Here is a 26,053-nt window from a genome sequence, read left to right as displayed (position 1 = left end):
GATAGGAATGTTGGGATTGGGTTATGCGTATAGATGCTGGGGTAATACCGTGCCGCCACCGAGCTCGTGCGCGATGTCGTGAAGCGTTTCAAACAGATACCGGCCATAGCTGCCGTCACACCAGATGCGGTAAATCAGTCCCTTTGCGCTCTGCTCCGGGAGCACCGTCACGCCGACGCCGACCAGACTGGTGAGCACCACCGGACGGTCGGCGGGCTTGAGCGCGGCGAAGTTCACGTTGCAGGTCTGGCGCAGCAATTCATTCACCCGTTCGCCGCCGAGGATCAGCGCGGCATCTTCGTGCTGCACCGGATACACACCGGCGGCCCGCGGCGTCGTGGTGAGGCGCTCGACCACGGCCGCGTCGCCCTCGACCAGAAACTCCGTCATTCCCAGACGTGCGATGCGTCCGCCCTCGCCCAGCGGCAGCCAGGTATTGGGCTTCTCGGGCACCGGCACCGCCAGGCTGTCGAGCCAGGCGATGGTGCCGGGGCCCTTGCAGCCACAGCGCACATCCAGCGACACATCGGCAATGCCAAGGACTGCGGCGGCCTCGGCCTGCCGCGCTACGTCGGTCAGCAGTTCGGCAACGATCTCCGCCACCGGGCTGCTTGCTAGCGCCTGACTCATACCGCCTCCTTCTGCTTCATGTTTTCAGGGTCGTAGAACGGGGTTGCGCTGACCTCGACCTCGACCATGCTGCCGTCGGTCAGGCGGACGCTGACCTTGGTGCCCACGGTGGCGAGGTCAGGACGCAGGAAAACCAGTCCGATGTGGCGACCAAGGGCCGCGCTCCAGGCAATGCTGGTGACGCGACCGGCGATGTCGCCGTCGGCGATGACCAGGTTGCATTCCAGCGGCACGCCACCGCTGTAGCCCGGCGGCAGCGTGAAGCCTGCCAGCTGCTGCTTCAGCTTCTTCGAGGCGATGGCCTTGAGGCTGCGCTGACCGACGAAGAAGGGCTTGGCCATCTTCACCGCCCAGCCCATGCCGACTTCGAGCGGCGTGGTGAGGCCGTCGGTATCCTGGCCGATGATGATGTGGCCCTTCTCCAGCCGCAGCAGACGCTGGGCTTCGACACCGAAGGGGCGAACACCATGCGCAGCGCCAGCCGCCATCAGCGCATCCCACAACGCGCCGCCGAAGCGCGCCGGAACGTGAATCTCGTAGCCCCATTCGCCGACGAAGCCCACCCGCATCAGCCGGGCGGGGATGTCGGCCACGGTGCATTCACGTACCGCGAGGTAGGGGAAGGCAGCGGCCGAGAGATCGGTCGTGGTCAGTGTGGCCAGCACCTCGCGGGAGCGCGGACCGGCCAGGTTCATCGCAGCAAAGGCGCCGGTGTGATTGACGATGCCGCAATCCAGCCCCCACATCGTGTTGAGGCGCGACAGTTCGCGGTAGATCGTCGCCGCACCCGAGGTCGTAGTGGTGAAGTAGAAGTGGTCCTCTGCCAGTCGTGCGACCACACCGTCGTCGATGACCACACCCGACTCGTCGCACATCACCGCGTAGCGGGTCATGCCGACCTTGAGGTTGGCGTAGTTGGAGGTATAGACGCGCTCAAGGAACTCGGCGGCCTGCGGCCCGATCACTTCGAGCTTGCCCAGCGTGCCGACATCGATCAGGCCAAGGCCGCCACGCACGGCTGCGACCTCTTCGCGAATGCAGTCCAGCCTTGCCTTGCCTGCCACCTGGTAGAACTCGGGACGCTGCCACACGCCGGCCGGCATCCACTTCGCGCCCAGCGCATCATGGCGCGAGTGCAGCGGGGTGCGGCGCTCGGGGTTGAAGCCGCGTCCGGCCAGGATCGCCATCGGTACCGGGTGGTAGAAGGGACGCGCCGTCGTGGTGCCGACCTGCTGCGGCTCCTTGCCCGAGAGCCGGGCCAGAATGCGCAGGCCGTTCATGTTGGAGTGCTTGCCCTGGCTGGGGCCCATGCCCACGGTGGAGTAACGCTTGAGCAGCTCGATGTTGTCGAAGCCTTCCTGCACCGCGTTGTGGAAATCCTTGAGCTGCAGGTCCTCGTCGAAATCGACGAAGTTCTTGCCCTCGGGGTGGGCCACGATCGGCCACGGATGGCTGGGCGATTCCACTTCCGGCGCAAGCGCGCTGCCGACGGCCTCGCCGAAGCCTGCAGCCGCTGCGGCGTGACTGCCGGCACGGGTGCCATCGGCCATGCGCCGCGAGAGCTCATGCACACCGTTGACGCGGCCGCAGGCGAACACGCCGTCGGGCAGCACATCGGGTACGAACTGCTCGACCGCGCGGTCGAAGCGCATCCTGGTGCCAGCCTGATACAGCAGGTTGGCAGCCGGCGCCCAGCCCACACTCATCAGGATGCCGTCACAGGCGATGTCACGCAGGCTGGCGGCAGGCGAGCCGTCCGCCTGCACCGCGCCGACGCGCGCTGCGGCCACGCTCGCACCATCTGCACCCGGCACCGCCTCGACGACGCAGCTCGACATCAGCACCTCGACCTTGGCATCGCGCAACTGCTGCGCCAGCGGAGCCGCCATGCCCGCATCCGCACGCAGATCGACCACGGCCGCCACGGCCACGCCACGCGCCAGCAGATCGAGTGCCGCACGGTAGCCGTCGGCGTTGGCCGTCAGCACCACCGCACGCTGCATCGGCTTGACCCCGTAACGATGCATCAGGCGCTGCGCCGCCGAAGCCAGCATGATCCCGGGCAAGTCGTTGTAGCGGAACACCGCCGGCTGTTCGAAACCGCCGCTGGCCACCACCACGCTGCCGGCGCGCATCTTGAGCATGCGCTCGGCGCTGACCAGGGGCAGCCAGTGGTCCTTGTAGTAGCCCGCCGCATAGGTGCTGGTAAGCACCCGGATCCTCGGGTTGGCAGACACTTGGGCCATCAGGCCGGTGAGGAGCTCGACCCGCGCCGGATCGTTGCCGATCTGATAGCCGGCACTGCCGCCTGCGCGTGCGTTCTCATCCACCACCACGACCTCAGCACCCTGGGCAGCGGCGGCGAGCGCAGCGGACAGACCGGAGGGGCCGGCACCGATCACCAGCACGTCGCAGAAATCGTAAGCCTTGGGGGTACGACGGGTGGGACTGTTGAGATCGACCTTGCCCAGGCCGGTCATCGCACGGAACATGCGCTCCCACATCGGGAACAGACGCTTGGTATGAAAGGCCTTGTAGTAGAAGCCCACCGGCAGGAAGCGGGCAAAGCGGCCAAGTACCCGACCCTTGTCGCCGTCGAGGCCGCCGAAGGTGTTGACCGCGGTGAGATCCATGCCGGCCTGCAGCGGCACCACGTCGGCACGCACGTTGGGCTGGTCGCCCCACTGATGCAGCGCGTTGGTGTCGTGGTTGGCGAGCGAGAGCACGCCACGCGGGCGGTGATACTTGAAGCTGCGGCCGAGCACGCGGACATCCGCGCCCCACAGGGCAGAGCTCACCGTGTCGCCGGCGTAGCCGGTGTAGGTGCGGCCTTCAAACTTGAATTCGATGGGTGCGGAGCGGTCAATCCACTCGCCGCTGGTGGCGGGCAATCGCATCACGCATCTCCCTGATAGAAGTAGGTCTTGAGCACGATGTCCTTCTCGGTGTCGCGCTCGGCGATGAACCAGGTGTTGCTCGGGGTGTGGCACCACCACTCGCGCTTCACGCCGGGGGCGCCGTTGCGGTTGAATACGTAGTCGGCCCACTCGACGTCCGTGCAGGCGTCGGGGTCCGGCATCGGGCGCACTTCGCCCCAGTAAAAGAACTCGGAGACCGGGCGCGGGCCGTTCAGGGGACAGGTCATGATCTTCATGGCGTGATTCCTTTAGTGGCCGACCGAAGCCGCACCCTTTTCACCGGTCAGCGCGTAGTTGCTGAAGCGGTCGAGGGAGAAGCCGGTGATCAGGGGGTGCGGCGTGTCATTGACGAGGGTGTGGGCCATGGTCTTGCCGCACACCGGCGTCGCCTTGAAGCCCCAGGTGCCCCAGCCCGAATCGAGGTAGAAGCCTTCCACCGGCGTCTTGCCCATGATTGGCGCGAAGTCCGGCGTCATGTCGGCCATGCCGGCCCACTGCCGCATCACCTTCACGTTGGACATGAAGGGGAACATGTCGAGCATGTGCGAGGTGAGGCCCTCGACGAAGTCCAGCGTCGAGCGCGTCGCGTGCAACTCGTACGGATCGAGCGAGGCGCCCATCACCAGTTCGCCGCGTGCCGACTGGCTGATGTACACGTGCAGGCTGCCGGACACCAGGATCGGATCGAGCCAGGGCTTGACCGGCTCGCTGACCATGGCCTGCAGCGGATGGATGTAGATCGGTGTACGCACGTCGACCATCTTCAGGATGCGCGGGGTCGAACCGGCGACCGCACACAGCACCTTGTTGGTGGAGATGTAGCCGCGCGAGGTGTTGACCCCCTTCACCTTTCCGCCCTGCACATCGATGCCGAGCACTTCGGTCTGCTGGTGGATTTCCACCCCGCGCTGGTCGGCACCGCGGCCGTAACCCCAGGCCACCGCGTCGTGACGCGCAACCGAACCCGGTGCGTGATAGAGCGCACCGAGGATGGGCGAATGACCGGCGCACGAGAGGTCGATCATCGGCGCAGCTTCTTTCACCGCTTCCGGCCCGACCACTTCGGAATCGACGCCGTAGTGCTTGTTGACCTCGGCACGCCAGCGCATGGTGCGCAGCGCCGAATCCGTGTGCGCCAGCGTGAAGTGGCCGCGATTGGCGTAGAACAGGTTGAGGTCGAAGTCGCGCGACAGGTCCTGCCACAGGTTCACCGACTCGTCGTAGAACTTCACGCCCTCGGGCGTGAGGTAGTTGGAGCGGATGATGGTGGTGTTGCGGCCGGTGTTGCCACCGCCGATATAGCCCTTCTCGAGCACGCACACGTTCTTGATGCCGTGCTCGGTGGCCAGGTAGTAGGCCGCGGCGAGGCCGTGACCGCCGGCACCGATGATCACGACGTCGTAGCTCGACTTGAGCTTGTCGTGGGTGGTGAACATCCGGGGCTCCGGATGCTTCTTGTTCAGGGCGAAGCGCAATAGACGCCAGGGCATGGCTGTTCCTTAGCGGAAAACGACGGTTTTATTGCCATGCACCAGCACCCGGTCTTCCAGGTGGTAGCGCAGGCCGCGGGCGAGGACCGCTTTCTCGATGTCCTTGCCGTAGCGCACCAGATCTTCCGGTGCGTCCGAGTGGTCGATGCGGATCACGTCCTGCTCGATGATCGGGCCCTGATCGAGCTCCGAGGTCACGTAGTGGCAGGTCGCGCCGATCAGCTTCACCCCGCGCACATAGGCCTGGTGGTAGGGCTTGGCGCCGACGAAGCTGGGCAGGAAGCTGTGGTGGATGTTGATGATCTGGCCCGGGTAGCGCTCGCACAGCCCCGGCGACAGGATCTGCATGTAGCGCGCCAGCACCATCACGTCGCCCCGCGCCTCGCGGTACAGGTCCTCCACACTGGCATAGGCCTCGGCCTTGGTCTCGGGCGTGACCGGCACGTGATGGAAGGGAATGCCGTGCCACTCCACCAGCCCGCGGAAGGTCTCGTGGTTGGAGATCACGCACGGGATCTCGATGTTCAGCTCATCGGCATGCCAGCGCGACAGCAGGTCGTACAGGCAGTGCTCCTGCTTGCTCACCATCACCACCACGCGCTTCTTGCGCGCGCTGTCGCTGATCTTCCAGTCCATGTCGAACTCACGGGCGATCGGCGCGAACTTCTCGCGCAGCACATCGATGTCGAAGGGCAGCGAGTCGGCCAGGATCTCCTGGCGCATGAAGAAGCGCTTGCCGTCCACGTCCGCGTGGTGGTTCGCCTCGGTGATCCAGCCCTCGTGGCCGGCGAGAAAGCTGCTGACAGCGGCGACGACCCCCACCCGATCCGGGCAGGAAAGCGACAAGGTGTAGCGACGCGGTGGTGACATGCAAGGCCTCTGAAGTTTCATGTGACGAACTAATGATTCACATTCTGCACAGCAGCATTTTCTAAGTCAACTTTATTTCTTTACAGGAAACCCGAGTTTCCGGACCTTATGCAATAATTCTCGAAACGCCTGTTTTTCAAAGGAGAAAACATGTCCGAGTCGACCTCGACGGGGAGTCTCGAGCGCTATCTGGGCAACACGCTGCGCGAGATCCGGCTCAAGCACGGACTCACGATTGCCGACGTCGCCACGCTCGCCAACATCAGCCGCGGCATGCTGTCCAAGATCGAGAACGCCCAGACTGCGACCAGCCTGGAAACCCTGTCCCGCCTTGCGCAGGCGCTGGGTGTTTCACTCGCCACGCTGTTCAAGAGCTATGACGTTCCGTCCGGCAGCGCCCAGCTGGTGCCGAAGGGCGACGGCATGGAAGTGGTGCGGCGCGGCACGAAGCGTGGCCACACCTACCATTTGCTGTCTTACGGCCAGGGGCCGACAAAGACCTTCGAACCCTTCCTGATCACGATTGATCACGAATCCGAAACCTTTCCGATCTTCGAGCACCCGGGCACCGAGTTCATCTACATGCTCGAGGGCAGCATCGAATACCGTCATGGCCAGCACACCTATGTGCTCAACCCGGGCGACGCCCTCACCTTCGATGGCGAGGTTCCGCATGGGCCGGAAAAAATGATCCAGTGCCCGATCCGCTTTCTGAGCATCCTGATGTACCCGAACCCGGCCTGACCCTGAATGCCTGTGGCCTGCCGCCGATACCGGCGGCAGGCCACGAACACCCTTCCAATCAGGAGTGATAGGCGGTTTCGCCGTGCGAGCTGATGTCCAGGCCTTCGCGCTCTTCTTCTTCAGAGACACGCAGACCGATGGTCAGATCGACCAGCTTCAGAGCAATGAAGGACACCACGGCAGACCACACCACGGCTGTACCCACACCCCAGGCCTGGGCGATCACCTGCGACACCATGTCGTACTCGGCGACCGAGTCGGTCACGTAGTCCCACACCCCGGTACCGCCAAGCGCAGGCGCGGCAAACACGCCCGTCAGCAGCGCGCCGACGATGCCGCCAATGCCATGCACACCGAACACGTCGAGCGAGTCATCCACGCCGAGCGCACGCTTGAGGCCATTGACGCCCCAGTAGCAGATCACGCCGACCAGACCGCCCATGATCAGGCTGCCCATCGGGCCAACGAAGCCGCACGCGGGGGTGATGACCACCAGACCGGCGATCGCACCCGAGATCGCGCCAAGCATTGAAGGCTTGCCCTTGCGCGCCCACTCGGTCAGCGTCCACGCGAAGGTGGCGGCGCAGGTTGCGAGCATGGTGTTGATGACCGCCAGCGTGGCGACACCGGTGGCTTCCATGTTGGAGCCGACGTTGAAGCCGAACCATCCCACCCACAGCAGCGAGCCGCCGACCATCGTCATCGGCAGGTTGTGCGGAGCCATGGTTTCGCGGCCGTAACCAAGGCGCTTGCCCACCATGATCGCGGCGACCAGCGCGGCGATACCGGCATTGATGTGCACCACCGTGCCACCGGCAAAGTCGAGCGCACCCTTCTGGAACAGGAAGCCTGCCGTCGCGGTTGCGGCATCGGCAGCCTCGGCGCTGGTATAGGCGTCAGGACCGGCCCAGAACCACACCATGTGTGCCAGCGGCAGATAGGAGAAGGTGAACCACAGCGCCATGAATACCAGCACTGCCGAGAACTTGATGCGCTCGGCGAAGGCACCCACGATCAGTGCCGGGGTAATGGCAGCGAAGGTGAGCTGGAAGGCGATGTAGATGAACTCGGGCACAACCACGCCCTTGCTGAAGGTGCCGGTCAGCGAATCCGCCGTCACACCCTGCAGGAAGAGCTTGTCGAAGCCGCCAATGAAGGCATTGCCTTCAGTGAAGGCGAGCGAGTAGCCGTAGATCGCCCACAGGATGCCGAGCATGCAGAACACCACCAGGGTCTGCATCAGCACCGAAAGCATGTTCTTGGCGCGAACCATGCCGCCGTAGAACAGCCCCAGGCCAGGTGCAGCCATCATCACCACGAGCAGGGTCGACACGATCAGCCAGGTGACGTCGCCCTTGTCGGGTACCGGTGCAGCAACCGTGTCCGCCCAGGCGGGCGACATGAACAGCATGGCGAACAGCATCGCCAGCGGCGCGAAAATTCTTTGCATCATGTTCTCCTTACAGGGCCTGCGCACCGGACTCACCGGTGCGGATTCGTACGGCATTGAGAAGATCGAAAACGAAGATCTTTCCGTCGCCGATCTTGCCGGTGACGGCAGACTTCTCGATCGCGGCGACGGCGGCATCGACCAGCGCATCGTCCACCGCGACCTCAAGCTTGGTCTTGGGCAGAAAATCCACCACGTACTCAGCCCCGCGGTAGAGCTCGGTGTGCCCCTTCTGGCGTCCGAAACCCTTGACGTCGGTGACGGTGAGCCCCTGCACACCCACCTCTGCCAGTGCCATACGCACTTCGTCGAGCTTGAACGGCTTGATGATTGCGCTGATGAATTTCATTGCGCACGCCTTTGCGCCGGCATCGGCACCGCTGCTGTCCTGTTCATGTTCATGTTTTAGAAACTCCCTGTATTACGCTTGACGAAAAAATGTTTCCTCACATGAAAAGCAGGAGCCGTGCCAAGTGCGTGCCACCAGAAAAATCAACGATTTACCTGTATGAATATTTGATTCATGCACAAGAATGCGGCCTGAGGCCTGAATGCGCACCACGATGGACCGCGAATGCGCCGTGGCGCGGCAGTGACGGGAGGTCCGGGTGTCGGGTGCGGCGGGCACGTGCGCGGCGGAATGCCGACCGGCGCGGCGATGCCTGCTTCGCCAGCAGGATGGGTCGGCGCTGATTCTTTCAGACTGAAAGCAGATCGAAAGCAGTGCCTCGTATCTTCCGTCACGCGTCGTCAGCGCCCTTTGCGCGACGGCTGGATGAGATTACATAACGGAGGAGACCCGAGATGTTGAACAAGACCCTTATTGCCATTGCTGCCACCCTTGCCCTGGGCAGCGCCCACGCCGCCGCGCCGGAGAAGCCCGAGTGCATCGCGCCCGCCAAGCCCGGCGGCGGTTTCGACCTGACCTGCAAGCTCGTGCAGGGTGGCCTGCAGAACGGCAAGTTCATCGATGCCCCGATGCGCGTGACCTACATGCCGGGTGGTATCGGCGCAGTTGCCTACAACACCGTGATCGCACAGCGTCCCGATGAAGGCGGCACCATCGTGGCCTTCTCCGGTGGCTCGCTGCTCAACCTGGCCATCGGCAAGTTCGGCCGCTACAGCGTCGACGACGTGAAGTGGCTCGGTTCGGCCGGTGCCGACTACGGCGCCATCATCGTTCGTGCCGACTCGCCCTTCACCAACCTCAAGGAACTGATGGCCGCGATCAAGGCCGACCCGAGCAAGGTCGTGTTCGGTGCCGGTGGTTCGGTCGGCAGCCAGGACTGGATGAAGTCCGCGCTGGTCGCCAAAGCGGCCGGCATCGACTTCAAGACCATGCGTTACGTTGCCTTCGAGGGCGGCGGCGAGGCCATGACCGCGCTGCAGGGCGGTCACGTCCAGGTGTATTCGGGCGACGCTTCGGAAGTGGCAGCGCAAATGAAGGGCGGGCGCATCCGTGTGCTGGGCGTGCTGGCCGCAGACCGTCTGCCGGGCGAGCTGAGCGGCGTGGCCACGGCCAAGGAGCAGGGTTACGACGTCGAGTGGCCGATCATCCGCGGCTACTACATGGGCCCGAAGGTCTCCGACGCCGACTACAAGTGGTGGGTTGGCACTTTCGACAAGATGCTCGCCTCCCCCGAGTTCGCCAAGCTGCGTGAAACCCAGGGTCTGTTCCCGCTCAACCTCACCGGCGCCAAGCTCGACGCCTACGTGAAGGAACGCGTCAAGCACTACGCCGAACTCGCCAAGGAGTTCGGGATGGTCGCGCAGTGAGCATCTCTGTACCGGTTCCGGTGTGCTGAGCAGACGGGTACCGCCACGGCGGTGCCCGCGACTGTACACGGGCCCATTTCACGCGACTGGAGGACACCATGAGCGAACGCATTTTCGGCGTTTTTCTGCTCCTGCTCTCTGCAGGCGGCATCTATTCCGGTTGGGACCTCAAGGCCCCGATCTCGTATGAACCGGTGGGCCCCCGTGCCTTCCCGCTGCTGGTCTTCGCCCTGCTGGGCGTGTGCTCGCTCGGCCTGATGCTGAGCAAGCGCCCCGCCACCGAATGGGCGCCATCGCCCACGCTGGTGCGCGTTGGCGGCATGTTTGCAGTGATCCTGGCCTACGCATTCCTGTTCGACAAGCTGGGCTTCGTCATTTCCACCGCGCTCATGAGCATTCCGCTGGCACGCTTTTTCGGCGGCACCTGGAAGCAGTCGCTGATCGCGGGCGCCGGGCTCGGCGTATCGCTGTTCCTGATCTTCGACCGGCTGCTGGACGTCGTATTGCCGACGGGCCTCTGGCTCAAGCCACTACTGGGGTAAGTCATGGAAGTCATTTCACATCTGCTTGACGGCTTCGCCGTCGCCGGGACCCCGACCAATCTCCTGATCTGCCTGATCGGCGCCTTTCTGGGCACGATCATCGGCATGCTGCCGGGACTGGGGCCGATCAACGGGGTCGCCATCCTGCTGCCCATCGCCTACGCCATGAAACTGCCGCCCGAGTCGGCGCTGATCCTGCTCGCCGCAGTGTATTCGGGCTGCGAGTTCGGCGGCCGCATCTCGGCCATCCTGATCAACGTACCGGGTGATGCCGGCGCGGTCATGACCACGCTCGACGGCTATCCGATGGCCAAGATGGGACTGGCCGGACCGGCGCTGTCGATCTCGGCCGTCGCCTCGTTCACCGGCGCCATCATCGCCACCTTCGGCATCGTCGCCTTCGCCCCGCTGCTCGCCAACTGGGCGCTGGCGTTCGGACCCGCGGAGTATTTCGCGCTGATGGTGCTGGCCCTGTCCTGCCTCGGCGGCCTGGTGGGCGACTCGCTGCTCAAGGCCATGGTCGGCGTGCTGATCGGCCTGATGCTGTCATGCGTGGGTATTGACGCCAACAGCGGCGTCTATCGCTACACCTTCGATCTGCTCCATCTGTCGGACGGCATTCCCTTCATCGTGGTCGTGATCGGCCTGTTTGCGGTCAGCGAACTGATGCTGATGCTGCAAAGCCATCATGGCGGCGTGCAGCCGGTCGAGGTGACCGGGCGCACGATGTTCAACACGCAGGAATTCATGCGTGCCAAGTGGACCATCCTGCGTTCATCGGTGGTGGGTTTCTTCGTTGGCGTGCTGCCCGGCGCGGGCGCCTCGATCGCATCCGCGATGACCTACTCGATGGAGCGTCGCATGGCCGGCAAGGATCACAGCTTTGGCGAAGGCGACGTCCGCGGCGTGGCTGCGCCGGAAGCGGCGAACAATGCCTCGGCCTACGGTTCGCTGATCCCGATGCTGACCCTGGGCGTGCCCGGCTCGGGCACCACCGCGGTGATGATCGGCGCACTCACGCTGTACAACATCACGCCGGGCCCGACCCTGTTCCAGGACCAGCCGGTGATCGTGTGGGGCCTGATCGCCTCGCTCGCCATCTGCAGCGTGATGCTGGTGCTGATGAACATCCCGCTGGTAAAGCTGTTCGTGAAGTTCCTGCAGATCCCGAACTGGGTCCTGGTACCCGGCGTTGCTGCAGTGTCGATGGTCGGCGTGTATGCGGTGCATGGCACCACCTTCGACCTCATCGTCGGCACCCTGCTGGGCGGCTTCGGCTTCCTGCTGCGGGCGATGAACTTCCCGATGGCGCCCTTCATCCTCGGCTTCGTGCTCGGCGACATGATGGAGCAGAACCTGCGCCGGGCGCTGTCGATCAGCAATGGCGAGCTCGACATCCTGGTCTCGAGCCCGATCTCGATCGGTCTGTGGGTGGCCGCAATCGCGATGCTCGTCGGCCCCCGTCTGGCCAAGGCGATCGATGCACGCCGCAACCCGCAGGCTGCCGCGTAGTTCAAGGGCCTGGCGGACCTCCTCCCCGTCAGGCCTGCAACGATGTGTCGTGTCCAAATTCGCGACATATCCTTTTTTCGGGGCGCTTCGGCGCCCCGATTTTTTTGCCCGCGCTCAGGCCGCTGACTGCGCGCGCGGGAACTCCACCAGCACCATCAGGCCACGGCCATCGGCTCCTGCGTCGAGGGTGATGCTGCCGCCATGCGCAAGGACGATTTCGCGCACGATCGCGAGCCCCAGGCCACTGCCCGGCGCCTTGTCCTGCCCAAGAATGCGGTAGAAACGCTGGAACACCTTGCCCCGCTCCGCAGGCGGAATCCCCGGTCCCTGATCACTGACGCACAGTGCCACGCGGTCAGGCGTGACCCCGGTGGCAATCACCACCTGGGTATCGGGGGGGCTGTAGCGAATCGCGTTATCGAGCAGATTCGCGGCCAGCTCGCGCAACATCTGCAGGTTGCCGGCGACCATGGCTTCGCCACCGTCCTCGAAGGCGAGGTCGATGCGCTTGCGCAGCGCCACGGGCACCAGCTCGCCAGCCACCTCCCGCGCAAGCCGGCTGACATCCACCGCCTGCAGCCCCTCGACCGAGCGATCCACCGACTCGGCGTGCGACAGCGCCAGCATCTGGTCCGCCATCCGGCGGGTGCTGCGAATGGTACCGAGCTGACTCTTGAAGGCATGGCGAATCTCGGTCAGGTCGTCCAGGCGCAGACCATACTCGGCCTGGGTGCTGAGCACGGCCAGCGGCGTGCGGATCTGGTGCGCGGCATCGGCGAGAAAGCGCCGGCGCGCGGCGAGCATGCCCGACAGGCGCTCGGTGTGGTGATTGATGGCGTCGATCAGGGGCCGCACCTCGCTCGGCGCCCCGTCAGCCACGATTGGCGTCAGATCCTCTTCGTCCCGCCGGCGAATGGCTTCGCGCAATTCGAGCAGCGGCCTGAACGCAGAGGTCATCACGAACACCAGCACCACCGCGCCCAGCACCACCAGCAGCAACTGACGGCGCAGGCTGTCGAAGAACAGCTCCCGCGCCAGGGTCACGCGGGATTCGGTCGTTTCGGCAAAGACGATTGTTGCTGCATCGCCGCCCTCGAGGGCGGGGTCGTACAGGCGCTTCTTGATGGCACCGACGCGCACGCCCTCGCCGCGGTATTGACTGTCGACGATGCGCAGCGGACCGTCGTCGACCAGACCGTCGGGCGGCACGAGATCGTCGTAACCGGTCACCAGGCTGCCGTTGGGGCCGAGCACCGCATAGAAGATGCGCTCCTGCATGCCCTCGTCGAACACCTCGAACGCCGAATACGGGACATTCACCGAGATCGTGCCCTCCAGCGAATGCACCTGCTCGGCGATCGACTGGATCGAGGCCGTCAGCGAGCGGTCGTAGGCGCGATTGACCGCAGCGAGCGCGCCCAGATAGGAGAGCACGGCATTGATGAGCAGCAGCACGAGCAGCGAGGGCAGCAACCAGACCGCAACCCGTCGCCGCAGGCTGACGCTGCGCTTTACCGCCACGGTGCGTCAGTCCTCGACGGCTTCATCGATCAGGTAACCCAGACCGCGCAGCGTGGTCACCACCGCACCGGAGCCTTCAAGCTTCTTGCGCAAGCGGTGAACATAGATCTCGATCGCTTCGGCGCGCGCCTCCTCGTCGAAGGCGAAGATCTTTTCGAACAGGGTTTCGCGCGCGACCGGCCGCCCCTGGCGCGATATCAGCACTTCAAGCACCGCCAGTTCGCGCGGCGTCAGGGCCAGCGGCTTGCGCTCCACACTCGCAAGGCGGGAGGTGACGTCGAACTCAAGCCTGCCGATGCGCACGGTCGGCACCAGGTTGCCCGCACGTCGCAACAAGGCCTTGATGCGGGCCTCGAGCTCCGAAAGGTCGAAGGGCTTGGGCAGGTAATCGTCCGCCCCGAGGTTGAGGCCACGCACCTTGTCCTCGGTGCTGCTGCGTGCGGTCAGCACCAGCACCGGGATCTGCGCGGTCGCCTCGCGCTCGCGCATCCGCCGCAGCACCTCAAGGCCATCCAGGCCGGGCAGCGACAGGTCGAGGATGACCGCATCGTAGGGCTGCGTCACCAGCGCATGGTCGGCATGGTCGCCGCGGGTCATCACGTCGACCGCGTAACCGGCCTGAATCAGGGCCTTCGACACCCACTCGGCCAGGTCCGCATGATCTTCAACGAGAAGCAGACGCATGGTAATGAAAGTGGATCGAAAGGTTGATGGCCGATTATCCTGCCGGAAAAAATATTTCGTGCAAAGCTTCGCCCATGAAAACAGGAGGAAGCTCGTGATTCGACTGCCACCCGCCCTGACCCGGCTGCTGCTCCTCGCATGCGCATTGTTCGGTGCAGCGCAGACGACGCTCGCCGCAACCACGTCCGACATCGAGGCTGCAGCAAGGCGCGAAGGCGTTGTGGTGATCTACGCCGCCACCGACATCAGCGTCGCCCGGCCCCTGATCGAGGACTTCGGCAAGCTCTACCCCGATGTCCGCGTCGACTATCGCGACATGAGCTCCACCGATCTCTACCGCCAGTTTGTATCCGAGGCCAGGACAGGCGGGGGTGCCGATCTGGTGTGGAGTTCGGCCATGGACCTGCAGGTGAAGCTGGTCAACGACGGCTATGCTCAGGTCTACCATTCCGACGAGACTGCGGCGCTGCCGAAGTGGGCGGTGTGGAAGGACGAAGCCTTCGGCACCAGCCTCGAGCCGGTCGCCATGGTGTACAACCGCGAGCTCATGCATGCCGACGATGTGCCCCGCAGTCATGCGGAGCTGCTGCGCCTGCTGGCCCGCGCCCCGGCGCAGTTGCGGGGCAAGCTGATTACCTACGACCCTGCACGCTCGGGCCTCGGCTTTCTGCTCCACAGTCAGGACGTGCTCGCCAATCCGGTCGTGTTCTGGCGCCTCGCCGAAGCGTTCGGACGCCTCGGCGTGCAGACCGAACCCTCGACCGCGGACATGCTCGACCGCATCGCGGCAGGCCAGGCCACGCTGGGTTACAACCTGCTCGGCTCCTATGCCCAGCTCCGCGCGGAACAGGACCCGAGACTGGGGGTGGTGCTGCCGAGCGACTACACCCTGGTAATGAGCCGCGTGGCCTTCATCTCGCGCCAGGCGAAGCATCCGAATGCGGCGCGCCTGTGGCTCGACTACCTGCTGTCGATGCGCGGCCAGCGCTTGCTGTCGCGCAGCCCCGGATTCTACTCGGTGCGCACCGACGTACCCGCCGACGAAGCCGCAGACAACCTCAACAGGGAGCTCGGCAGCGCCTTCCGCCCGATTCGCATCGGTGCCGGCCTGCTCACCTACCTAGACCAACTCAAGGGCCGTGACTTCCTGATCCAGTGGCGCGACACCATCGCGCCACAGCCGTGAAGCACCGCATCGAACCGAAATCATTCCATGGCTCAACGTCCGCTCGCCGGCCATCTCCGCGCGCCTGCCCTCATCTGTCTGACGCTGGTCCTCGCCACCGCCGCCGGCGCCGCCGCACAGGCCGTTCATAGCCCCCTGCCGTGGATGATCGGGCCGCTGTTCGCGATCGCGCTGCTGCGCATTCTCGGCGCCCCGCTGCAAGGGCCACCGGGCGGACGGCACGCGGGCCAGTGGGCCATTGGCACCGCGCTCGGGCTGTACTTCACCCCGGAGGTCATCCGCCTGCTGCTCGACAACCTGTTGCTGGTCACCATCATCTCGGGGGGCGCGCTGGTGGTAGGTCTGCTGTGTGCCCTGCTCACCGCCCGCCTGGCAGCGGTGGACAAGCCCACGGCCTTCTTTGCGTCGCTGCCCGGCGGCGCCTCCGAAATGGCGGTGGTCGCCGAACGCTTCGGCGGCGCCATCGACCGCATCGCCGCCGCCCACGCCCTGCGGGTGATGGTGGTGGTGGCCGTGGTGCCGTTCGGCCTGAGCTGGTTCGGCGCACACGGCTCCGACCTGTACACGCCGCTGTCGACCGCGGTGCTGCCGGAACAACTGCCTGCGCTGGTCGGGGCCAGCCTGTGCGGGGTGGGCCTGCTGACAGCGCTGCGCATCGGCAATGCATGGGTGCTGGGGCCGCTGATCGGGGTGGGGCTGGTGACCGCACTCGGCATCAGCCTGTCGGCGCTGCCCTGGTGGGTGATCAACGGCGGCCAACTGCTGATTGGCTGCGCGCTGGGTTGCCGCTTCTCCCCCTCGTTCTTTCGTGCAACACCGCATTTTCTGGCGGTCGCCACCCTTTCCGCGCTGTTCGCCGTCGCCCTTGGCTGCGTGCTCGCCTACGTTGCCACCAGCGTGTCGGACACCCCGTTTGCCACCCTGGTGCTGTCTGCTGCACCGGGTGGCGTGGCGGAGATGTGCATCACCGCAAAGGTACTGCACCTCGGCGTGCCGATGGTGACCGTGTGCCATGCCTTGCGGGTCATGGTGCTCACGGTCGGCGCCCCATCGCTGTACAAGGTCTTCCTGCGCATCACCGGCTGACAGGCGCCGGGGCGCCGGCAGGCATTCGGCGCACCATCGTCGTCATGCGCCTCGACTGCCCGACACCGGCCTGGCAGCGGAGACGGACCATGCCGCTGCAGTTTGCGACAGCAGGGCGACCTCTTCTTCCGTACTGATGCCGTCCGCTTCGACGATGTCGTGCATCGTGCGCAGGATCAGCTGCTGGAACGCCGGGTCGCGAATTTCATCAAGCAGTCCGCGCAGCACCTCTGGTGCCAGGCGCAAGGCGATGCCGTCCAGATAGTCGGCGCCCTGCAGCAGGTCCTGGCAATATTCCTGCAACACCTGCTCGAAATCCGCCTCGGCGATCTGCAGCCGTCTGGCGGCCTCCGAGCGGGTGACGGAATTCAGCTCTGCCTGATCCAGGCCACCATCGGCCAGGATGGTGAGGGCCAGGATACGGGCGGCGGCCTGGGTGCTATCGGTTGCATATTGACGCATGTCTGTTTCTCCATGATCGAATTGGGCCACGCAGTCGGCTGCGATTGCTGCCGAGCGCTGCGGGCCCATCGACGGTCAGGCGAAATGCGCTGACTACGTAATCAAGATAGGCGATGGGCAACGCACGATAAAGTCGAATATATTGACGTCTGCCATCGATTTTTTGGATGTATTCGCACGATGACGCTCAACTACAAACATTTGCGCTACTTCTGGACCGTGGCGCGCGCGGGCAGCATTGCGCAGGCCGCCAGGCTGCTGCACCTGACGCCGCACTCGATCAGCGCCCAGCTCACGACCCTGGAAACCAGCCTGGGCGCCAGCCTGTTCCGCCGCGTCGGGCGGCGCCTCGAGCTCACCGATGCCGGGCGACGCATCCTGGGGCACGCCGATGAGATCTTTGCGCTCGGAGACCAGATCGTCGATCTGATGCGCGACGAATCCCTGAGCATCCCGTTGCCATTTCGCATCGGCATCGCGGACGCCATGCCGAAATCGGTCGTGTATCAGCTGATCGAGCCCGCGCTTCAGCTCGACAACGCGCCGCGCCTGGTGTGCCGCGAAGGCCGGCTGGAGAACCTGCTCGGAGAGCTTGCCGTGCATCGGCTCGACATCGTCATCGCCGACCGTCCCCTGCCCCCCGGTGTCAGCGTGCGAGGCTTCAGTCATCTGCTGGGCGAGAGTCCGTTATCGGTTTTTGCCAGCGCGGGCCTCGCTGCCCGCCTGCCGGCCAGCTTTCCCGCACTGCTCGACCGCGCGCCCTTCCTGTTGCCGGGCGAAGACGTTGCTTTCCGGCCAGCCTTGATGCAATGGCTTGAGCGCAGCAAGGTACAACCCCGGATCGTGGCCGAGTTCGACGACAGCGCGCTCATGAAGGCATTCGGCCAGGCGGGCGCCGGGCTGTTCGTGGGGCCACGCGCAATTGCGCCTTATATCTGCGAGCAATACAAGGTGCAGGTCATGGGTGAAATCGACAAGGTCAGGGAGCAGATCTTCGCCATTACAACCGAACGCAAACTCTCCCATCCCGCCATGCAGGCGATCAGTCAGCGCGCACGCGAGGCCATGCCCTGACCGGGCGCACCGGTCCGCAACCGCAACAGCGGACCGGATGCGCTTCAGATGGCATTGCGCCTGCGAGCAAGGCCTGGTAACGCCTGACAGGCGAAGGCCTCATGAGCCGGCACCGGCAATGACTGGCGGCAGGTTCTTGGGCACGAACTCGATGTACGGGGAGCTCACCGCCTGTCCGGGCGGCACGTATTCGGGCGCCGGGACGCCCGTCCCGCCAAGCTTGCGGATGTAGCGGTAGATGGCCTTGAGGTCTCCGTCACTCATCGCGATCAGGCTGGGCGACGGCATCGGCGGTCGCATCACGGTACGTGCATGGGCAATCCACTGCGCCTCGGTCATCTTCTGTACCGACAGGCGCAGATTGGATGGGTAGGTCACGCCCCACGGCCCCTGGAACCCCACCGGGCTCCCGACCAGCCATTGCTTTTCGGGCAACTTGCCCCCGGCCTCGGGATAGCCGGGTGTGTGACAATCGTTACAGCCACTGATCACGACCAGATAGCGCCCCCGGTCGTGTGCCTGCGGTGCCGCACCGTCTGCAGCCCGGGCCGGCATGCCGCAGAAAAGTCCCAGTGCCAGCAGCGCGCCCCAGGACATGTAAGGTATTTTCATCGTCTTCCTCGCCATACGTTACGTGGACGAAATTCCACGCCGCAAGCGTAATCCGGCGACATACCCCGGCTTGCTAAAAGAGCCCTATGCGAATCCTAAATTTTTCCTAGCCCGACGGGGACAGCAAACTGCAGCGTCTGCGCCAGTCGGATAGACTCGGGCATCGCCACCACGCTCCGACGCCATTTCGTGCCTCGTTCATCGCTCCCCCGCAACCTCGCCTTCGCATACGCCCTGCTGGTGGCCTACGCCTGCCTGCACCCGTTTGCCGGCTGGCGCGAGAGCGGTTTGCCGCTGTTCGACTACCTGATTGCGCCGTGGCCGAAATACTTCCAGATCGAAGACCTGGTGTTCAATGTGCTCGGCTACATCCCGCTGGGCTTCATTGTCGCTGCCGCGCTGCCTGTGAGCTGGCCGCTGCTGCGCATCATTGCCGTGGCGGCGCTGGGTGCGAGCCTGTTCAGCTTCGGGCTCGAGACCGTTCAGCACTTTCTGCCATCGCGGGTATCGAGCAACATCGACCTCGGTGCCAACAGCGCGGGCGGTCTGATCGGCGCGGCACTGGGCGCGTGCTGCGGCAGGCGACTGTTCGCGCCCCACGCCGGACTGGCACGCTGGCGCAGCGAACATTTCATCGGCGGCCATACCGGCGATGCCGGCCTGATTCTGCTCGGACTATGGCTGCTCACCCAGCTCACCCCGGACAGCCTGCTGTTCGGCAGCGGCGACATCCGCCGCATGCTGTTGATTCCGCCGCCACTGCCTTTCCGCCCCGAGCGCTTCATCGCCTTCGAAACCGCACTGACCGCCTGCACCATCGTCGCCATCGGCCTCTTTGCCCGCTGCATGATGCGCACGGCCGCCCCCTGGCCGATCCTGGTCCTGCTCGCGCTCGGCGTCGGCGCCAAGACCCTGGCTGCCGCCACCTTCTTCATGCCCACCGACCCCCTGGCCTGGGTCACGCCCGGCGCAGAAAGCGGGCTGCTCGTCGGTGCGGCCCTGCTTGCCGCCGCCTTGCTGCTGCCGCGGGTGGTCCAGCACGCCCTTGCCGGCACCATGCTGCTCGCCGCCACCGCACTGGTGAACCTGATGCCCGAGAACCCTTACCTCAGCAGCGGCCATACGATCCTGAGCCGTGGCAACTTTCTCAATTTCCACGGTCTGACCCAGCTCGTCGCCAGCATCTGGCCCTTCGTCGCCCTGGCCTACCTTTCGGCTCTGGGCCTGTGGCGGGGCGAACACCTCGACAACCCACGGCGCCTATAATCCGCACACCAACGGAGACCTGAATGAGCTACTTCAAACACCACGTCTTCTTCTGCTGCAATCAGCGCGCAGCCGGAGAAGACTGCTGCAACAACTTCAAGGCCAGTGAGTTGCAGACCTACGCCAAGGAGCGCAGCGCCCAGCTCGGCCTCAAGGGCAAAGGCAGCGTGCGCATCAACAAGGCCGGCTGTCTGGGCCGGTGCGACGACGGCCCGGTGCTGGTGGTGTACCCGGACAACGTCTGGTACACCTATCTGGACAAGGACGATGTCGACGAGATCATCGACCAGCATCTGGTGCATGGCCGCATCGTCGAGCGCCTGCGCCTGCCTGATGGAGGAAACGCATGACCCGGGCCCTACCCACGGAATCCGCCCTGCTGCGCGGCGCAGCGGGCAATATCGAAGTCCTCATCGACGCCCCGCAAACCGTTCGCGGCGTTGCCCTGATCTGCCACCCGCACCCGCTGTTCGGTGGCGCCAATACCAACAAGGTGGCGCACACCCTGGCGCGCAGCTATCGCGACCTGGGCTACGCGGCCATCCGCCCCAACTTTCGCGGCGTAGGCAAGAGCGAAGGCGAGCATGACCACGGCGAGGGCGAAACCGAAGACATGCTGTCTGTGATTGCCTGGGCACAATCGCGCTGGGGCAGTCTGCCGCTGGCACTGGGTGGCTTCTCTTTCGGCGGCTTCGTGCAGACGCGTATCGCCAATCGCCTCGCCGGCGACATCAACCCGCCGCGGCAGCTGATCCTCGTCGGCATGGCCGCAGGTGTGGCCGCAGATGGCGCACGCAGCTACGACACCCCGCCGGTGCCCGACACCATCCCCACGCTGATCATCCACGGGGAAGTCGACGACACCGTCGCGCTGAGCAACGTGCTCGACTGGGCACGTCCGCAGGAGCTGCCGATCATCGTCATTCCGGGCGCCGACCACTTCTTCCATGGCAAGCTGCATCTGATCCGGGACCTGATCGCCCGCAACGTTGCGCCGGCCGCCGGCCGCGCCTGACCCAGGAGAGAACAATGAAACTGCTCGCCTCGCTCACCAGCCCCTACGCGCGCAAGATCCGCATCCTGCTCGCGGAAAAGTCACTGCCCTTCGAGCTGGTCGTGGACTCTCCGTGGGAGACCAACACCCGCGTACCCGACGTCAACCCGCTGGGCAAGGTGCCTGCGCTGGTGCTCGACAGCGGCGAAGTCTTCTTCGACTCGCCCGTGGTTGCCGGCTATCTCGAAACCCTGAATGCCGCACCCGCCCTGCTCCCGGCTGGCGGCATCGAGCGCGTGCGAGTGCGCCAGACCGAAGCCCTCGCCGACGGCATTCTCGATGCCGCCGTTGTGGCCTTCCTCGAAAGCAAGCGCCCGCCCGAGCAACAGAGCGCCGTCAGCATCGAGCGTCAGCTGGACAAGATCCGGCGCTGCCTCGACGAACTGGAGAAGCACGCGAGCGGTCGTGAATGGCTCAGCGGCAAGACCATACAGCTCGACGACATCAGCGTCGGCGTGGCCCTTGGCTACCTTGACCTGCGCCTGCCGCAAACCGACTGGCAGACGGGCCGCCCCGCACTGGTCGCCCTCAGCAAACGGCTGTTCGCACGTCCGAGCTTCGCCGACACCGTGCCGCCCGCCGGCTGATGACGGCAGCGCTCGCCGGCACAGCCCTGGCAACACCCGCGGTATCGTCCACCCGTCCATCGCCGCTGCTGATCCACGGCCTGGTGAAGCGCTATGACGACACCGAGGTGGTTCGCGGCATCGACCTCGAGCTGCGCGCCGGCGAATGCTTTACCCTGCTCGGCCCCAACGGCGCCGGCAAGACCACCACGCTGCGCTGCGCACTCGGCCTCACTGCGCCCAGCGCAGGCAGCATCCGCCTGTGCGGCGAAGCGGTGCCCGAGCGCGCCCGCGAGGCGCGCATGCGGGTGGGCATCGTGCCGCAGATCGACAACCTCGACCCCGACTTCACCTGCGCCGAGAACCTGCTCGTCTATGGCCGCTACTTCGGTCTTGCCGATGCTGCGATCAAGGCCCGCATCCCGGAGCTGCTGGCCTTTGCCGGACTCGAGAACAAACGCGACGCCCGCATCCAGTCGCTGTCGGGCGGCATGAAGCGGCGCCTCACGCTGGCGCGCGCGCTGGTCAACCGGCCCGAGCTGCTGGTGCTGGACGAGCCAACCACCGGGCTGGACCCGCAGGCCCGCCATCTGATCTGGGAGCGCCTGAAGCAGCTCATCCGCAGCGGCACCACGGTGCTGCTGACCACCCATTTCATGGACGAGGCCGAGCGCCTGTCCGACCACCTGGCCATTCTCGACAATGGTCGCGTGCTCGCAGGCGGCAGCCCGCGCGAAGTCATCGCCGAGCATATCGAACCGCAGGTGGTGGAAGTCTTCGGCGACTGGACCGGCCACGCGCTGCCTGCGGGCGGTGGCGCCGCAGCCTGGGCCGATGCGCACGCGGCTGCGCTTTCCGACCGTTTCGAGATCAGTGGGGAAACCGCCTTCTGCTACCTGCACGATGCCGCGCCCCTGCTCACCCACCTCGCCACCCAGCCCGGCCTGCGCTACCTGCACCGCCCGGCAAACCTGGAAGACGTCTTCCTCAAGCTCACAGGTCGCGACCTTCGCGACTGAGACTGAGGCACGAAAAGAATGCATTCAATCTTACGGCTCACGCGCGCACGAACCTGGAGTGCGACCATCAGCCTCGCCCTGCTTGCCGGCTGTTCGGGCACGATTCGCGACTTCGAACCCGCCCCTGCAAGCCCGGCCGAGATACGCGCACACGTCGCGCGCCTGCTGCCACCCGGCACCAAGGACCGCGACGGCTGGGCCACCGACGTGCAGGTCGCGTTCACGAGCCTGGAGCTCACCCCAAGCGTGTCGAACCTGTGTGCCGCACTGGCCGTTGCGGAGCAGGAATCAGGCATCACTGCGGACCCACCGGTTGCCGGTCTGCCGAAGATCGCGTGGAGCGAAATCGAGCGGCGCGCCGACAAACTCGGCATCCCCATGCTCGCGGTGCGCATTGCGCTGAAACTCCCCTCGCCCAATGGCGACTCGTATGGCGAACGGCTCGACACGGTCCGGACCGAGCGCGAACTGAGCCTGATCTTCGAGGACTTCATCAGCATGGTGCCGCTGGGCAAGCGTCTGTTCGGCGACCTCAACCCGGTACGCACCGCAGGCGCGATGCAGGTGAGCGTCGCCTTTGCCGAGCAGCATGCGAAACGGCGGACCTATCCCTATCTGGTGCCCGACTCCATCCGCCGCGAGGTGTTCACCCGCCACGGCGGCATGTACTTCGGCATCGCTCATCTGCTCGATTACCCAGCAAACTACGACAGCCCGCTATACCGCTTTGCTGACTTCAATGCGGGGCGCTATGCCAGCCGCAATGCGGCTTTCCAGAAAGCGGTGAGCGCAGCGTCGGGGATCAAGCTGGCGCTCGACGGCGACCTGATCATCCACGGGAAAGCGGCATCCGATCCAGGTGCCACCGAACGCGCAGTACGCACGCTGGGCAAGTCGATCGACATGGACGAGCGCGCCATTCGCCGCGCACTCGAGGAAGGCGATACCGAAGGGTTTGAAGACACCCGCTTGTACAAACGCGTATTCGAACTGGCAGAACAGCGCGAGGGGCGCCCGCTGGCACGCGCCGTGCTGCCGCAGATTGCACTCGCCGGCCCCAAGATCAGCCGCAAGCTGACGACGGGGTGGTTCGCCAAGCGTGTCGAAACGCGCTATCGGCGCTGCCTTGCGCGCGGCGGGGAATCTGCCGATGCATAGGCATGTCCCCGTCCCCGGCGTGCCGGGCGCCGGCGAACGTAACGGACTCCCCAGATGACGCCCAATCACTGGCGCCTGCCGCAACTCTCGCTGCGTTTCGTCCCCGTATGGCAGCGCAACTTCCTGGTGTGGCGCAAGCTTGCGCTGCCCTCCGTGCTGGGCAATCTGGCCGACCCGGTCATCTACCTGTTCGGGCTGGGGTTCGGCATTGGCATGCTGGTGCCCGAGGTGGGCGGCGTGTCCTACATCAGCTTTCTGGCTGCGGGCATGGTGTGCTACTCGACGATGAACAGCGCCACCTTCGAGGTGCTGTATTCGAGCTTCTCGCGCATGCATGTGCAGCGTACCTGGGATGCAATCCTCAACGCGCCGGTGTCGCTGGACGACGTGGTGTTCGCCGAGCTGATGTGGGCGGCATCCAAGGCCTTGCTGTCGGGCGCGGCCATTCTGCTGGTGATCAGCCTGTTCGGGCTGGTCGACACGCGCTACGTGCTGTGGCTGCTGCCGCTGATCTTTCTGGTCGGGCTCACCTTTGGCGCACTCGGGCTGATCGTCACCGCGCTGGCGCCAAGCTACGACTTCTTCATGTACTACTTCACCCTGTTCATCACCCCGATGATGCTGGTGTCGGGGGTGTTCTTTCCAGCGGACCAGTTGCCACCCATCATCCGTGCGGCGACCACACTGCTGCCGCTGTCCCACGCCATCGAGCTCGCGAGGCCACTGCTGCTCGGCCGCATGCCCGAGCAGACCATCCTGCATCTGCTCGTGCTGATGGGCTATTGCAGCGTCGCGTTCTGGCTCGCCCTCTCCCTCACCCGGCGACGCCTGCTCAAGTAGGGCGCGGCCTGACTAGCTGCCGTTCTTGAGCTTGGCGATGCCGATGGCGCTCATCACCACCCGCTCGTAGACCGGCTCGGTCGTGCCCTTGCGCATCTTGCGCAGGAAGTACTTCTCGAAGCCGATCTTGGCCAAGTGCACCCACTTGCCCTGGCCGAACCAGTTCATGTTGCGCGGCGGGATCTGCGGGATCGCCACGAAAGCCGCGCCGGTGTCGCCGAAGTCGGCCAGACACACCGCGTTCCAGGTCGCCTTCTCGGTCGCCGGCTCGCCGTCGAGCAGCGAGCGGATGTTCATCGCCGTGGCGGTCACCATCGATTCGATCATGTAGCCCGTCTTCGGCGTGCCGGTCGGCACCGGTGTCGCCTCGACCGGCGGGATTGCCACACACACGCCAACGGAGAACACGTTGCGGAAGGTCGGGTTGCGCTGATGCTCGTCGATCATCACGAAGCCGCGCGGATTGACCAGCCCCTCGATGCCGAACACTGCCTCGACGCCCTTGAACGCAGGCAGCATCATCGAGTACTTGAACGGCAGTTCGTGGCGGCGCTTTTCCTTGCCCTCGTCGTCATGCTCGATGACATGCATCTTGCCGTCCTCGATACGCTCCACCTTGGCGTTGCAGATCCACTTGACGTGACGCTCGCGGAAGGCCGACTCCATGATGCCCTTGGAATCACCGACCCCCGCCAGGCCCAGGTGACCGATATAGGGCTCGGAGGTGACGAAGGTCATCGGCACGCGGTCGCGCAGCTTGCGCTTGCGCAGATCGGCGTCGAGGATCATCGCAAACTCGTAGGCCGGCCCGAAGCACGAGGCGCCCTGCACCGCGCCGACGACGATCGGCCCCGGATCGGCAACGAAGGCCTGCCATGCCTTCTCCGACGTGACGGCATGATCGACATGACACACCGACTGCGTGAAACCGCCGTGCGGCCCGAGGCCGGGCACTTCGTCGAAGGCCAGCCGGGGGCCGGTGGCGATGACGAGATAGTCGTACTCGATGCGGCGCCCATCCTCGAGTTCGAGTGCATTCTCGCCCGGTTCGACGCGCTTTGCCGCGACCGGGATGAAGTCGATATTGCGCCGGGCGAGCACTTCGGCCGGATCGACCTCAATGTCTTCGCGCGAGCGCCAGTTCACCGCAACCCAGGGGTTCGACGGCACGAAATGAAACTTCGCGTCCTTTGAAACGACGGTGATGCGATCCTCCGGGCGCGCGTGGTCGCGCATCTCGTAGGCCATCGGCAAGCCGCCGATTCCGGCGCCAATGATGACGATATGGGCCATGCTGTGCTCCTCCTCGTTATAGTTTGTTGATGCATGCATCACGGCCGAACGGATGCCGGAAACTGTCGAAGTGCACATTCGACCGCCGTCATCGAACCGAACGGCCATGCGAGCGACCTTGAAGCGCTCCTGAGCTCGGGCATCACCACGGGAATACGCCTGTATATTAGTAAGCGCTTATTTTATTGACAACAACTGTGTACGCGGCGTCGCAACAGAGGTTGCGTCTCATCCGGGGTCTATCTCAATAAAGGGGGCTCTCGACGCTGCTGCGGCACAGCAGCGATTGCTTGGCTCGGC

General features: G+C 65.0%; 26 protein-coding genes. 14 read left to right on the top strand and 12 right to left on the bottom strand.

The features are described from left to right. Positions 1-21 precede the first annotated feature (21 nt). The 5 genes from CEW87_RS08255 to purU are packed head-to-tail and all read right to left on the bottom strand — an operon-like array spanning position 22 to position 5,908. Positions 22-630: a hypothetical protein gene (locus CEW87_RS08255; protein ID WP_108972252.1), complete on the bottom strand. Its 609-nt coding sequence runs from the start codon at positions 628-630 to the stop codon at positions 22-24. Next, entirely contained in the window at positions 627-3,527 is a 2,901-nt protein-coding gene (locus CEW87_RS08250; RefSeq protein ID WP_108972251.1) for a 2Fe-2S iron-sulfur cluster-binding protein, read from the bottom strand. The genes CEW87_RS08255 and CEW87_RS08250 overlap by 4 nt, the downstream gene beginning before the upstream one ends. Then, complete coding sequence (locus CEW87_RS08245) at positions 3,527-3,784, bottom strand: sarcosine oxidase subunit delta (RefSeq protein ID WP_108950337.1); 258 nt, start codon at positions 3,782-3,784, stop codon at positions 3,527-3,529. The genes CEW87_RS08250 and CEW87_RS08245 overlap by 1 nt, the downstream gene beginning before the upstream one ends. A 12-nt stretch (positions 3,785-3,796) precedes the next feature. Further along, positions 3,797-5,038, bottom strand: a complete 1,242-nt coding sequence (locus tag CEW87_RS08240) for an FAD-dependent oxidoreductase (protein ID WP_108972250.1) — start codon at positions 5,036-5,038, stop codon at positions 3,797-3,799. Between the two features lie 9 nt (positions 5,039-5,047). Continuing rightward, on the bottom strand, positions 5,048-5,908 hold the full coding sequence (purU, locus tag CEW87_RS08235; protein ID WP_108972249.1) for a formyltetrahydrofolate deformylase: 861 nt from the start codon (positions 5,906-5,908) through the stop codon (positions 5,048-5,050). Positions 5,909-6,058: 150 nt separating this feature from the next. Between purU and CEW87_RS08230 the strand changes: the two genes are divergently transcribed. Then, on the top strand, positions 6,059-6,652 hold the full coding sequence (locus CEW87_RS08230; protein ID WP_108972248.1) for a helix-turn-helix domain-containing protein: 594 nt from the start codon (positions 6,059-6,061) through the stop codon (positions 6,650-6,652). A 58-nt stretch (positions 6,653-6,710) separates the two neighbouring features. On the opposite strand, the gene CEW87_RS08225 is transcribed toward CEW87_RS08230, so the two are convergent. Together CEW87_RS08225 and CEW87_RS08220 are read right to left on the bottom strand one after the other, a co-directional pair. Then, positions 6,711-8,102: an ammonium transporter gene (locus CEW87_RS08225; RefSeq protein ID WP_108972247.1), complete on the bottom strand. Its 1,392-nt coding sequence runs from the start codon at positions 8,100-8,102 to the stop codon at positions 6,711-6,713. A 10-nt stretch (positions 8,103-8,112) separates the two neighbouring features. Beyond that, positions 8,113-8,451, bottom strand: coding sequence for a P-II family nitrogen regulator (locus CEW87_RS08220; RefSeq protein ID WP_108972246.1), 339 nt, complete (start codon positions 8,449-8,451; stop codon positions 8,113-8,115). A 455-nt stretch (positions 8,452-8,906) separates the two neighbouring features. On the opposite strand from CEW87_RS08220, the gene CEW87_RS08215 reads away from it, so the two are divergent. The 3 genes from CEW87_RS08215 to CEW87_RS08205 all read left to right on the top strand — a co-directional run bounded on the left by CEW87_RS08215 (position 8,907) and on the right by CEW87_RS08205 (position 11,932). Continuing rightward, the gene (locus CEW87_RS08215; protein WP_108972245.1) at positions 8,907-9,878 is read left to right on the top strand and encodes a Bug family tripartite tricarboxylate transporter substrate binding protein; all 972 of its coding nucleotides are present in this window, start codon (positions 8,907-8,909) and stop codon (positions 9,876-9,878) included. A 98-nt stretch (positions 9,879-9,976) separates the two neighbouring features. Beyond that, the gene (locus tag CEW87_RS08210) at positions 9,977-10,420 is read left to right on the top strand and encodes a tripartite tricarboxylate transporter TctB family protein (RefSeq protein ID WP_108950331.1); all 444 of its coding nucleotides are present in this window, start codon (positions 9,977-9,979) and stop codon (positions 10,418-10,420) included. Positions 10,421-10,423: 3 nt separating this feature from the next. Beyond that, on the top strand, positions 10,424-11,932 hold the full coding sequence (locus tag CEW87_RS08205; protein ID WP_108950330.1) for a tripartite tricarboxylate transporter permease: 1,509 nt from the start codon (positions 10,424-10,426) through the stop codon (positions 11,930-11,932). Positions 11,933-12,046: 114 nt separating this feature from the next. On the opposite strand, the gene CEW87_RS08200 is transcribed toward CEW87_RS08205, so the two are convergent. Next, the gene (locus CEW87_RS08200) at positions 12,047-13,453 is read right to left on the bottom strand and encodes a sensor histidine kinase (protein WP_108972244.1); all 1,407 of its coding nucleotides are present in this window, start codon (positions 13,451-13,453) and stop codon (positions 12,047-12,049) included. A gap of 6 nt (positions 13,454-13,459) precedes the next feature. After that, a complete protein-coding gene (locus CEW87_RS08195; protein ID WP_108972243.1) occupies positions 13,460-14,137 on the bottom strand; it encodes a response regulator in 678 nt (225 codons plus the stop codon). A gap of 94 nt (positions 14,138-14,231) precedes the next feature. On the opposite strand from CEW87_RS08195, the gene CEW87_RS08190 reads away from it, so the two are divergent. Together CEW87_RS08190 and CEW87_RS08185 are read left to right on the top strand one after the other, a co-directional pair. Continuing rightward, positions 14,232-15,323 carry an ABC transporter substrate-binding protein gene (locus tag CEW87_RS08190; RefSeq protein ID WP_234421702.1) on the top strand — a complete coding sequence of 364 codons (1,092 nt, stop codon included), beginning with the start codon at positions 14,232-14,234 and terminating at the stop codon, positions 15,321-15,323. 27 nt (positions 15,324-15,350) lie between these two features. After that, entirely contained in the window at positions 15,351-16,409 is a 1,059-nt protein-coding gene (locus tag CEW87_RS08185) for an AbrB family transcriptional regulator (protein WP_108972241.1), read from the top strand. Between the two features lie 42 nt (positions 16,410-16,451). Here CEW87_RS08185 and CEW87_RS08180 read toward each other — a convergent pair whose 3' ends face one another. Then, positions 16,452-16,871 (bottom strand): hypothetical protein, encoded by a 420-nt coding sequence (locus CEW87_RS08180; RefSeq protein WP_108977038.1) that lies wholly within the window; start codon positions 16,869-16,871, stop codon positions 16,452-16,454. A 180-nt stretch (positions 16,872-17,051) separates the two neighbouring features. Here CEW87_RS08180 and CEW87_RS08175 point away from each other — a divergent pair, with 180 nt between their 5' ends. Further along, complete coding sequence (locus CEW87_RS08175) at positions 17,052-17,945, top strand: LysR family transcriptional regulator (RefSeq protein ID WP_108972240.1); 894 nt, start codon at positions 17,052-17,054, stop codon at positions 17,943-17,945. Between the two features lie 99 nt (positions 17,946-18,044). On the opposite strand, the gene CEW87_RS08170 is transcribed toward CEW87_RS08175, so the two are convergent. Next, positions 18,045-18,557: a cytochrome c gene (locus CEW87_RS08170; RefSeq protein WP_234421701.1), complete on the bottom strand. Its 513-nt coding sequence runs from the start codon at positions 18,555-18,557 to the stop codon at positions 18,045-18,047. A gap of 189 nt (positions 18,558-18,746) precedes the next feature. Here CEW87_RS08170 and CEW87_RS08165 point away from each other — a divergent pair, with 189 nt between their 5' ends. Genes CEW87_RS08165 through CEW87_RS08135 form a run of 7 tightly spaced genes read left to right on the top strand, consistent with a single transcriptional unit; the run spans position 18,747 to position 24,460 of the window. Next, positions 18,747-19,823: a VanZ family protein gene (locus CEW87_RS08165; protein ID WP_108972238.1), complete on the top strand. Its 1,077-nt coding sequence runs from the start codon at positions 18,747-18,749 to the stop codon at positions 19,821-19,823. 23 nt (positions 19,824-19,846) lie between these two features. Next, entirely contained in the window at positions 19,847-20,173 is a 327-nt protein-coding gene (locus tag CEW87_RS08160; protein ID WP_108972237.1) for a (2Fe-2S) ferredoxin domain-containing protein, read from the top strand. Further along, a complete protein-coding gene (locus tag CEW87_RS08155) occupies positions 20,170-20,838 on the top strand; it encodes an alpha/beta hydrolase (RefSeq protein WP_108972236.1) in 669 nt (222 codons plus the stop codon). The genes CEW87_RS08160 and CEW87_RS08155 overlap by 4 nt, the downstream gene beginning before the upstream one ends. Positions 20,839-20,852: 14 nt before the next feature. Continuing rightward, positions 20,853-21,464, top strand: coding sequence for a glutathione S-transferase (locus CEW87_RS08150; RefSeq protein ID WP_108972235.1), 612 nt, complete (start codon positions 20,853-20,855; stop codon positions 21,462-21,464). Next, positions 21,464-22,462 carry an ATP-binding cassette domain-containing protein gene (locus CEW87_RS08145; RefSeq protein ID WP_108972234.1) on the top strand — a complete coding sequence of 333 codons (999 nt, stop codon included), beginning with the start codon at positions 21,464-21,466 and terminating at the stop codon, positions 22,460-22,462. Before CEW87_RS08150 ends, CEW87_RS08145 begins: the two co-directional genes overlap by 1 nt. An 18-nt stretch (positions 22,463-22,480) precedes the next feature. Further along, positions 22,481-23,620 (top strand): DUF1615 domain-containing protein, encoded by a 1,140-nt coding sequence (locus CEW87_RS08140; protein WP_108972233.1) that lies wholly within the window; start codon positions 22,481-22,483, stop codon positions 23,618-23,620. A gap of 54 nt (positions 23,621-23,674) precedes the next feature. Further along, complete coding sequence (locus CEW87_RS08135) at positions 23,675-24,460, top strand: ABC transporter permease (protein WP_108972232.1); 786 nt, start codon at positions 23,675-23,677, stop codon at positions 24,458-24,460. 12 nt (positions 24,461-24,472) lie between these two features. Here CEW87_RS08135 and CEW87_RS08130 read toward each other — a convergent pair whose 3' ends face one another. Next, positions 24,473-25,753, bottom strand: coding sequence for an NAD(P)/FAD-dependent oxidoreductase (locus CEW87_RS08130; RefSeq protein ID WP_108977036.1), 1,281 nt, complete (start codon positions 25,751-25,753; stop codon positions 24,473-24,475). Positions 25,754-26,053 lie beyond the last annotated feature (300 nt).

The sequence above is a fragment of the Parazoarcus communis genome, from assembly GCF_003111665.1.
GTDB lineage: Bacteria > Pseudomonadota > Gammaproteobacteria > Burkholderiales > Rhodocyclaceae > Parazoarcus > Parazoarcus communis_B.
The sequence above is the reverse complement of the archived record's forward strand: the minus strand, read 5'-3'. Positions and strand labels throughout refer to the sequence as shown.

Coding starts and splice junctions, on each gene's coding strand:
- CEW87_RS08255 (WP_108972252.1), bottom strand. CDS start 630: ATGAGTCAGGCGCTAGCAAGCAGCCCGGTGGCGGAGATCGTTGCCGAA.
- CEW87_RS08250 (WP_108972251.1), bottom strand. CDS start 3,527: ATGCGATTGCCCGCCACCAGCGGCGAGTGGATTGACCGCTCCGCACCC.
- CEW87_RS08245 (WP_108950337.1), bottom strand. CDS start 3,784: ATGAAGATCATGACCTGTCCCCTGAACGGCCCGCGCCCGGTCTCCGAG.
- CEW87_RS08240 (WP_108972250.1), bottom strand. CDS start 5,038: ATGCCCTGGCGTCTATTGCGCTTCGCCCTGAACAAGAAGCATCCGGAG.
- purU (WP_108972249.1), bottom strand. CDS start 5,908: ATGTCACCACCGCGTCGCTACACCTTGTCGCTTTCCTGCCCGGATCGG.
- CEW87_RS08230 (WP_108972248.1), top strand. CDS start 6,059: ATGTCCGAGTCGACCTCGACGGGGAGTCTCGAGCGCTATCTGGGCAAC.
- CEW87_RS08225 (WP_108972247.1), bottom strand. CDS start 8,102: ATGCAAAGAATTTTCGCGCCGCTGGCGATGCTGTTCGCCATGCTGTTC.
- CEW87_RS08220 (WP_108972246.1), bottom strand. CDS start 8,451: ATGAAATTCATCAGCGCAATCATCAAGCCGTTCAAGCTCGACGAAGTG.
- CEW87_RS08215 (WP_108972245.1), top strand. CDS start 8,907: ATGTTGAACAAGACCCTTATTGCCATTGCTGCCACCCTTGCCCTGGGC.
- CEW87_RS08210 (WP_108950331.1), top strand. CDS start 9,977: ATGAGCGAACGCATTTTCGGCGTTTTTCTGCTCCTGCTCTCTGCAGGC.
- CEW87_RS08205 (WP_108950330.1), top strand. CDS start 10,424: ATGGAAGTCATTTCACATCTGCTTGACGGCTTCGCCGTCGCCGGGACC.
- CEW87_RS08195 (WP_108972243.1), bottom strand. CDS start 14,137: ATGCGTCTGCTTCTCGTTGAAGATCATGCGGACCTGGCCGAGTGGGTG.
- CEW87_RS08185 (WP_108972241.1), top strand. CDS start 15,351: ATGGCTCAACGTCCGCTCGCCGGCCATCTCCGCGCGCCTGCCCTCATC.
- CEW87_RS08180 (WP_108977038.1), bottom strand. CDS start 16,871: ATGCGTCAATATGCAACCGATAGCACCCAGGCCGCCGCCCGTATCCTG.
- CEW87_RS08175 (WP_108972240.1), top strand. CDS start 17,052: ATGACGCTCAACTACAAACATTTGCGCTACTTCTGGACCGTGGCGCGC.
- CEW87_RS08170 (WP_234421701.1), bottom strand. CDS start 18,557: ATGAAAATACCTTACATGTCCTGGGGCGCGCTGCTGGCACTGGGACTT.
- CEW87_RS08160 (WP_108972237.1), top strand. CDS start 19,847: ATGAGCTACTTCAAACACCACGTCTTCTTCTGCTGCAATCAGCGCGCA.
- CEW87_RS08155 (WP_108972236.1), top strand. CDS start 20,170: ATGACCCGGGCCCTACCCACGGAATCCGCCCTGCTGCGCGGCGCAGCG.
- CEW87_RS08150 (WP_108972235.1), top strand. CDS start 20,853: ATGAAACTGCTCGCCTCGCTCACCAGCCCCTACGCGCGCAAGATCCGC.
- CEW87_RS08145 (WP_108972234.1), top strand. CDS start 21,464: ATGACGGCAGCGCTCGCCGGCACAGCCCTGGCAACACCCGCGGTATCG.
- CEW87_RS08140 (WP_108972233.1), top strand. CDS start 22,481: ATGCATTCAATCTTACGGCTCACGCGCGCACGAACCTGGAGTGCGACC.
- CEW87_RS08135 (WP_108972232.1), top strand. CDS start 23,675: ATGACGCCCAATCACTGGCGCCTGCCGCAACTCTCGCTGCGTTTCGTC.
- CEW87_RS08130 (WP_108977036.1), bottom strand. CDS start 25,753: ATGGCCCATATCGTCATCATTGGCGCCGGAATCGGCGGCTTGCCGATG.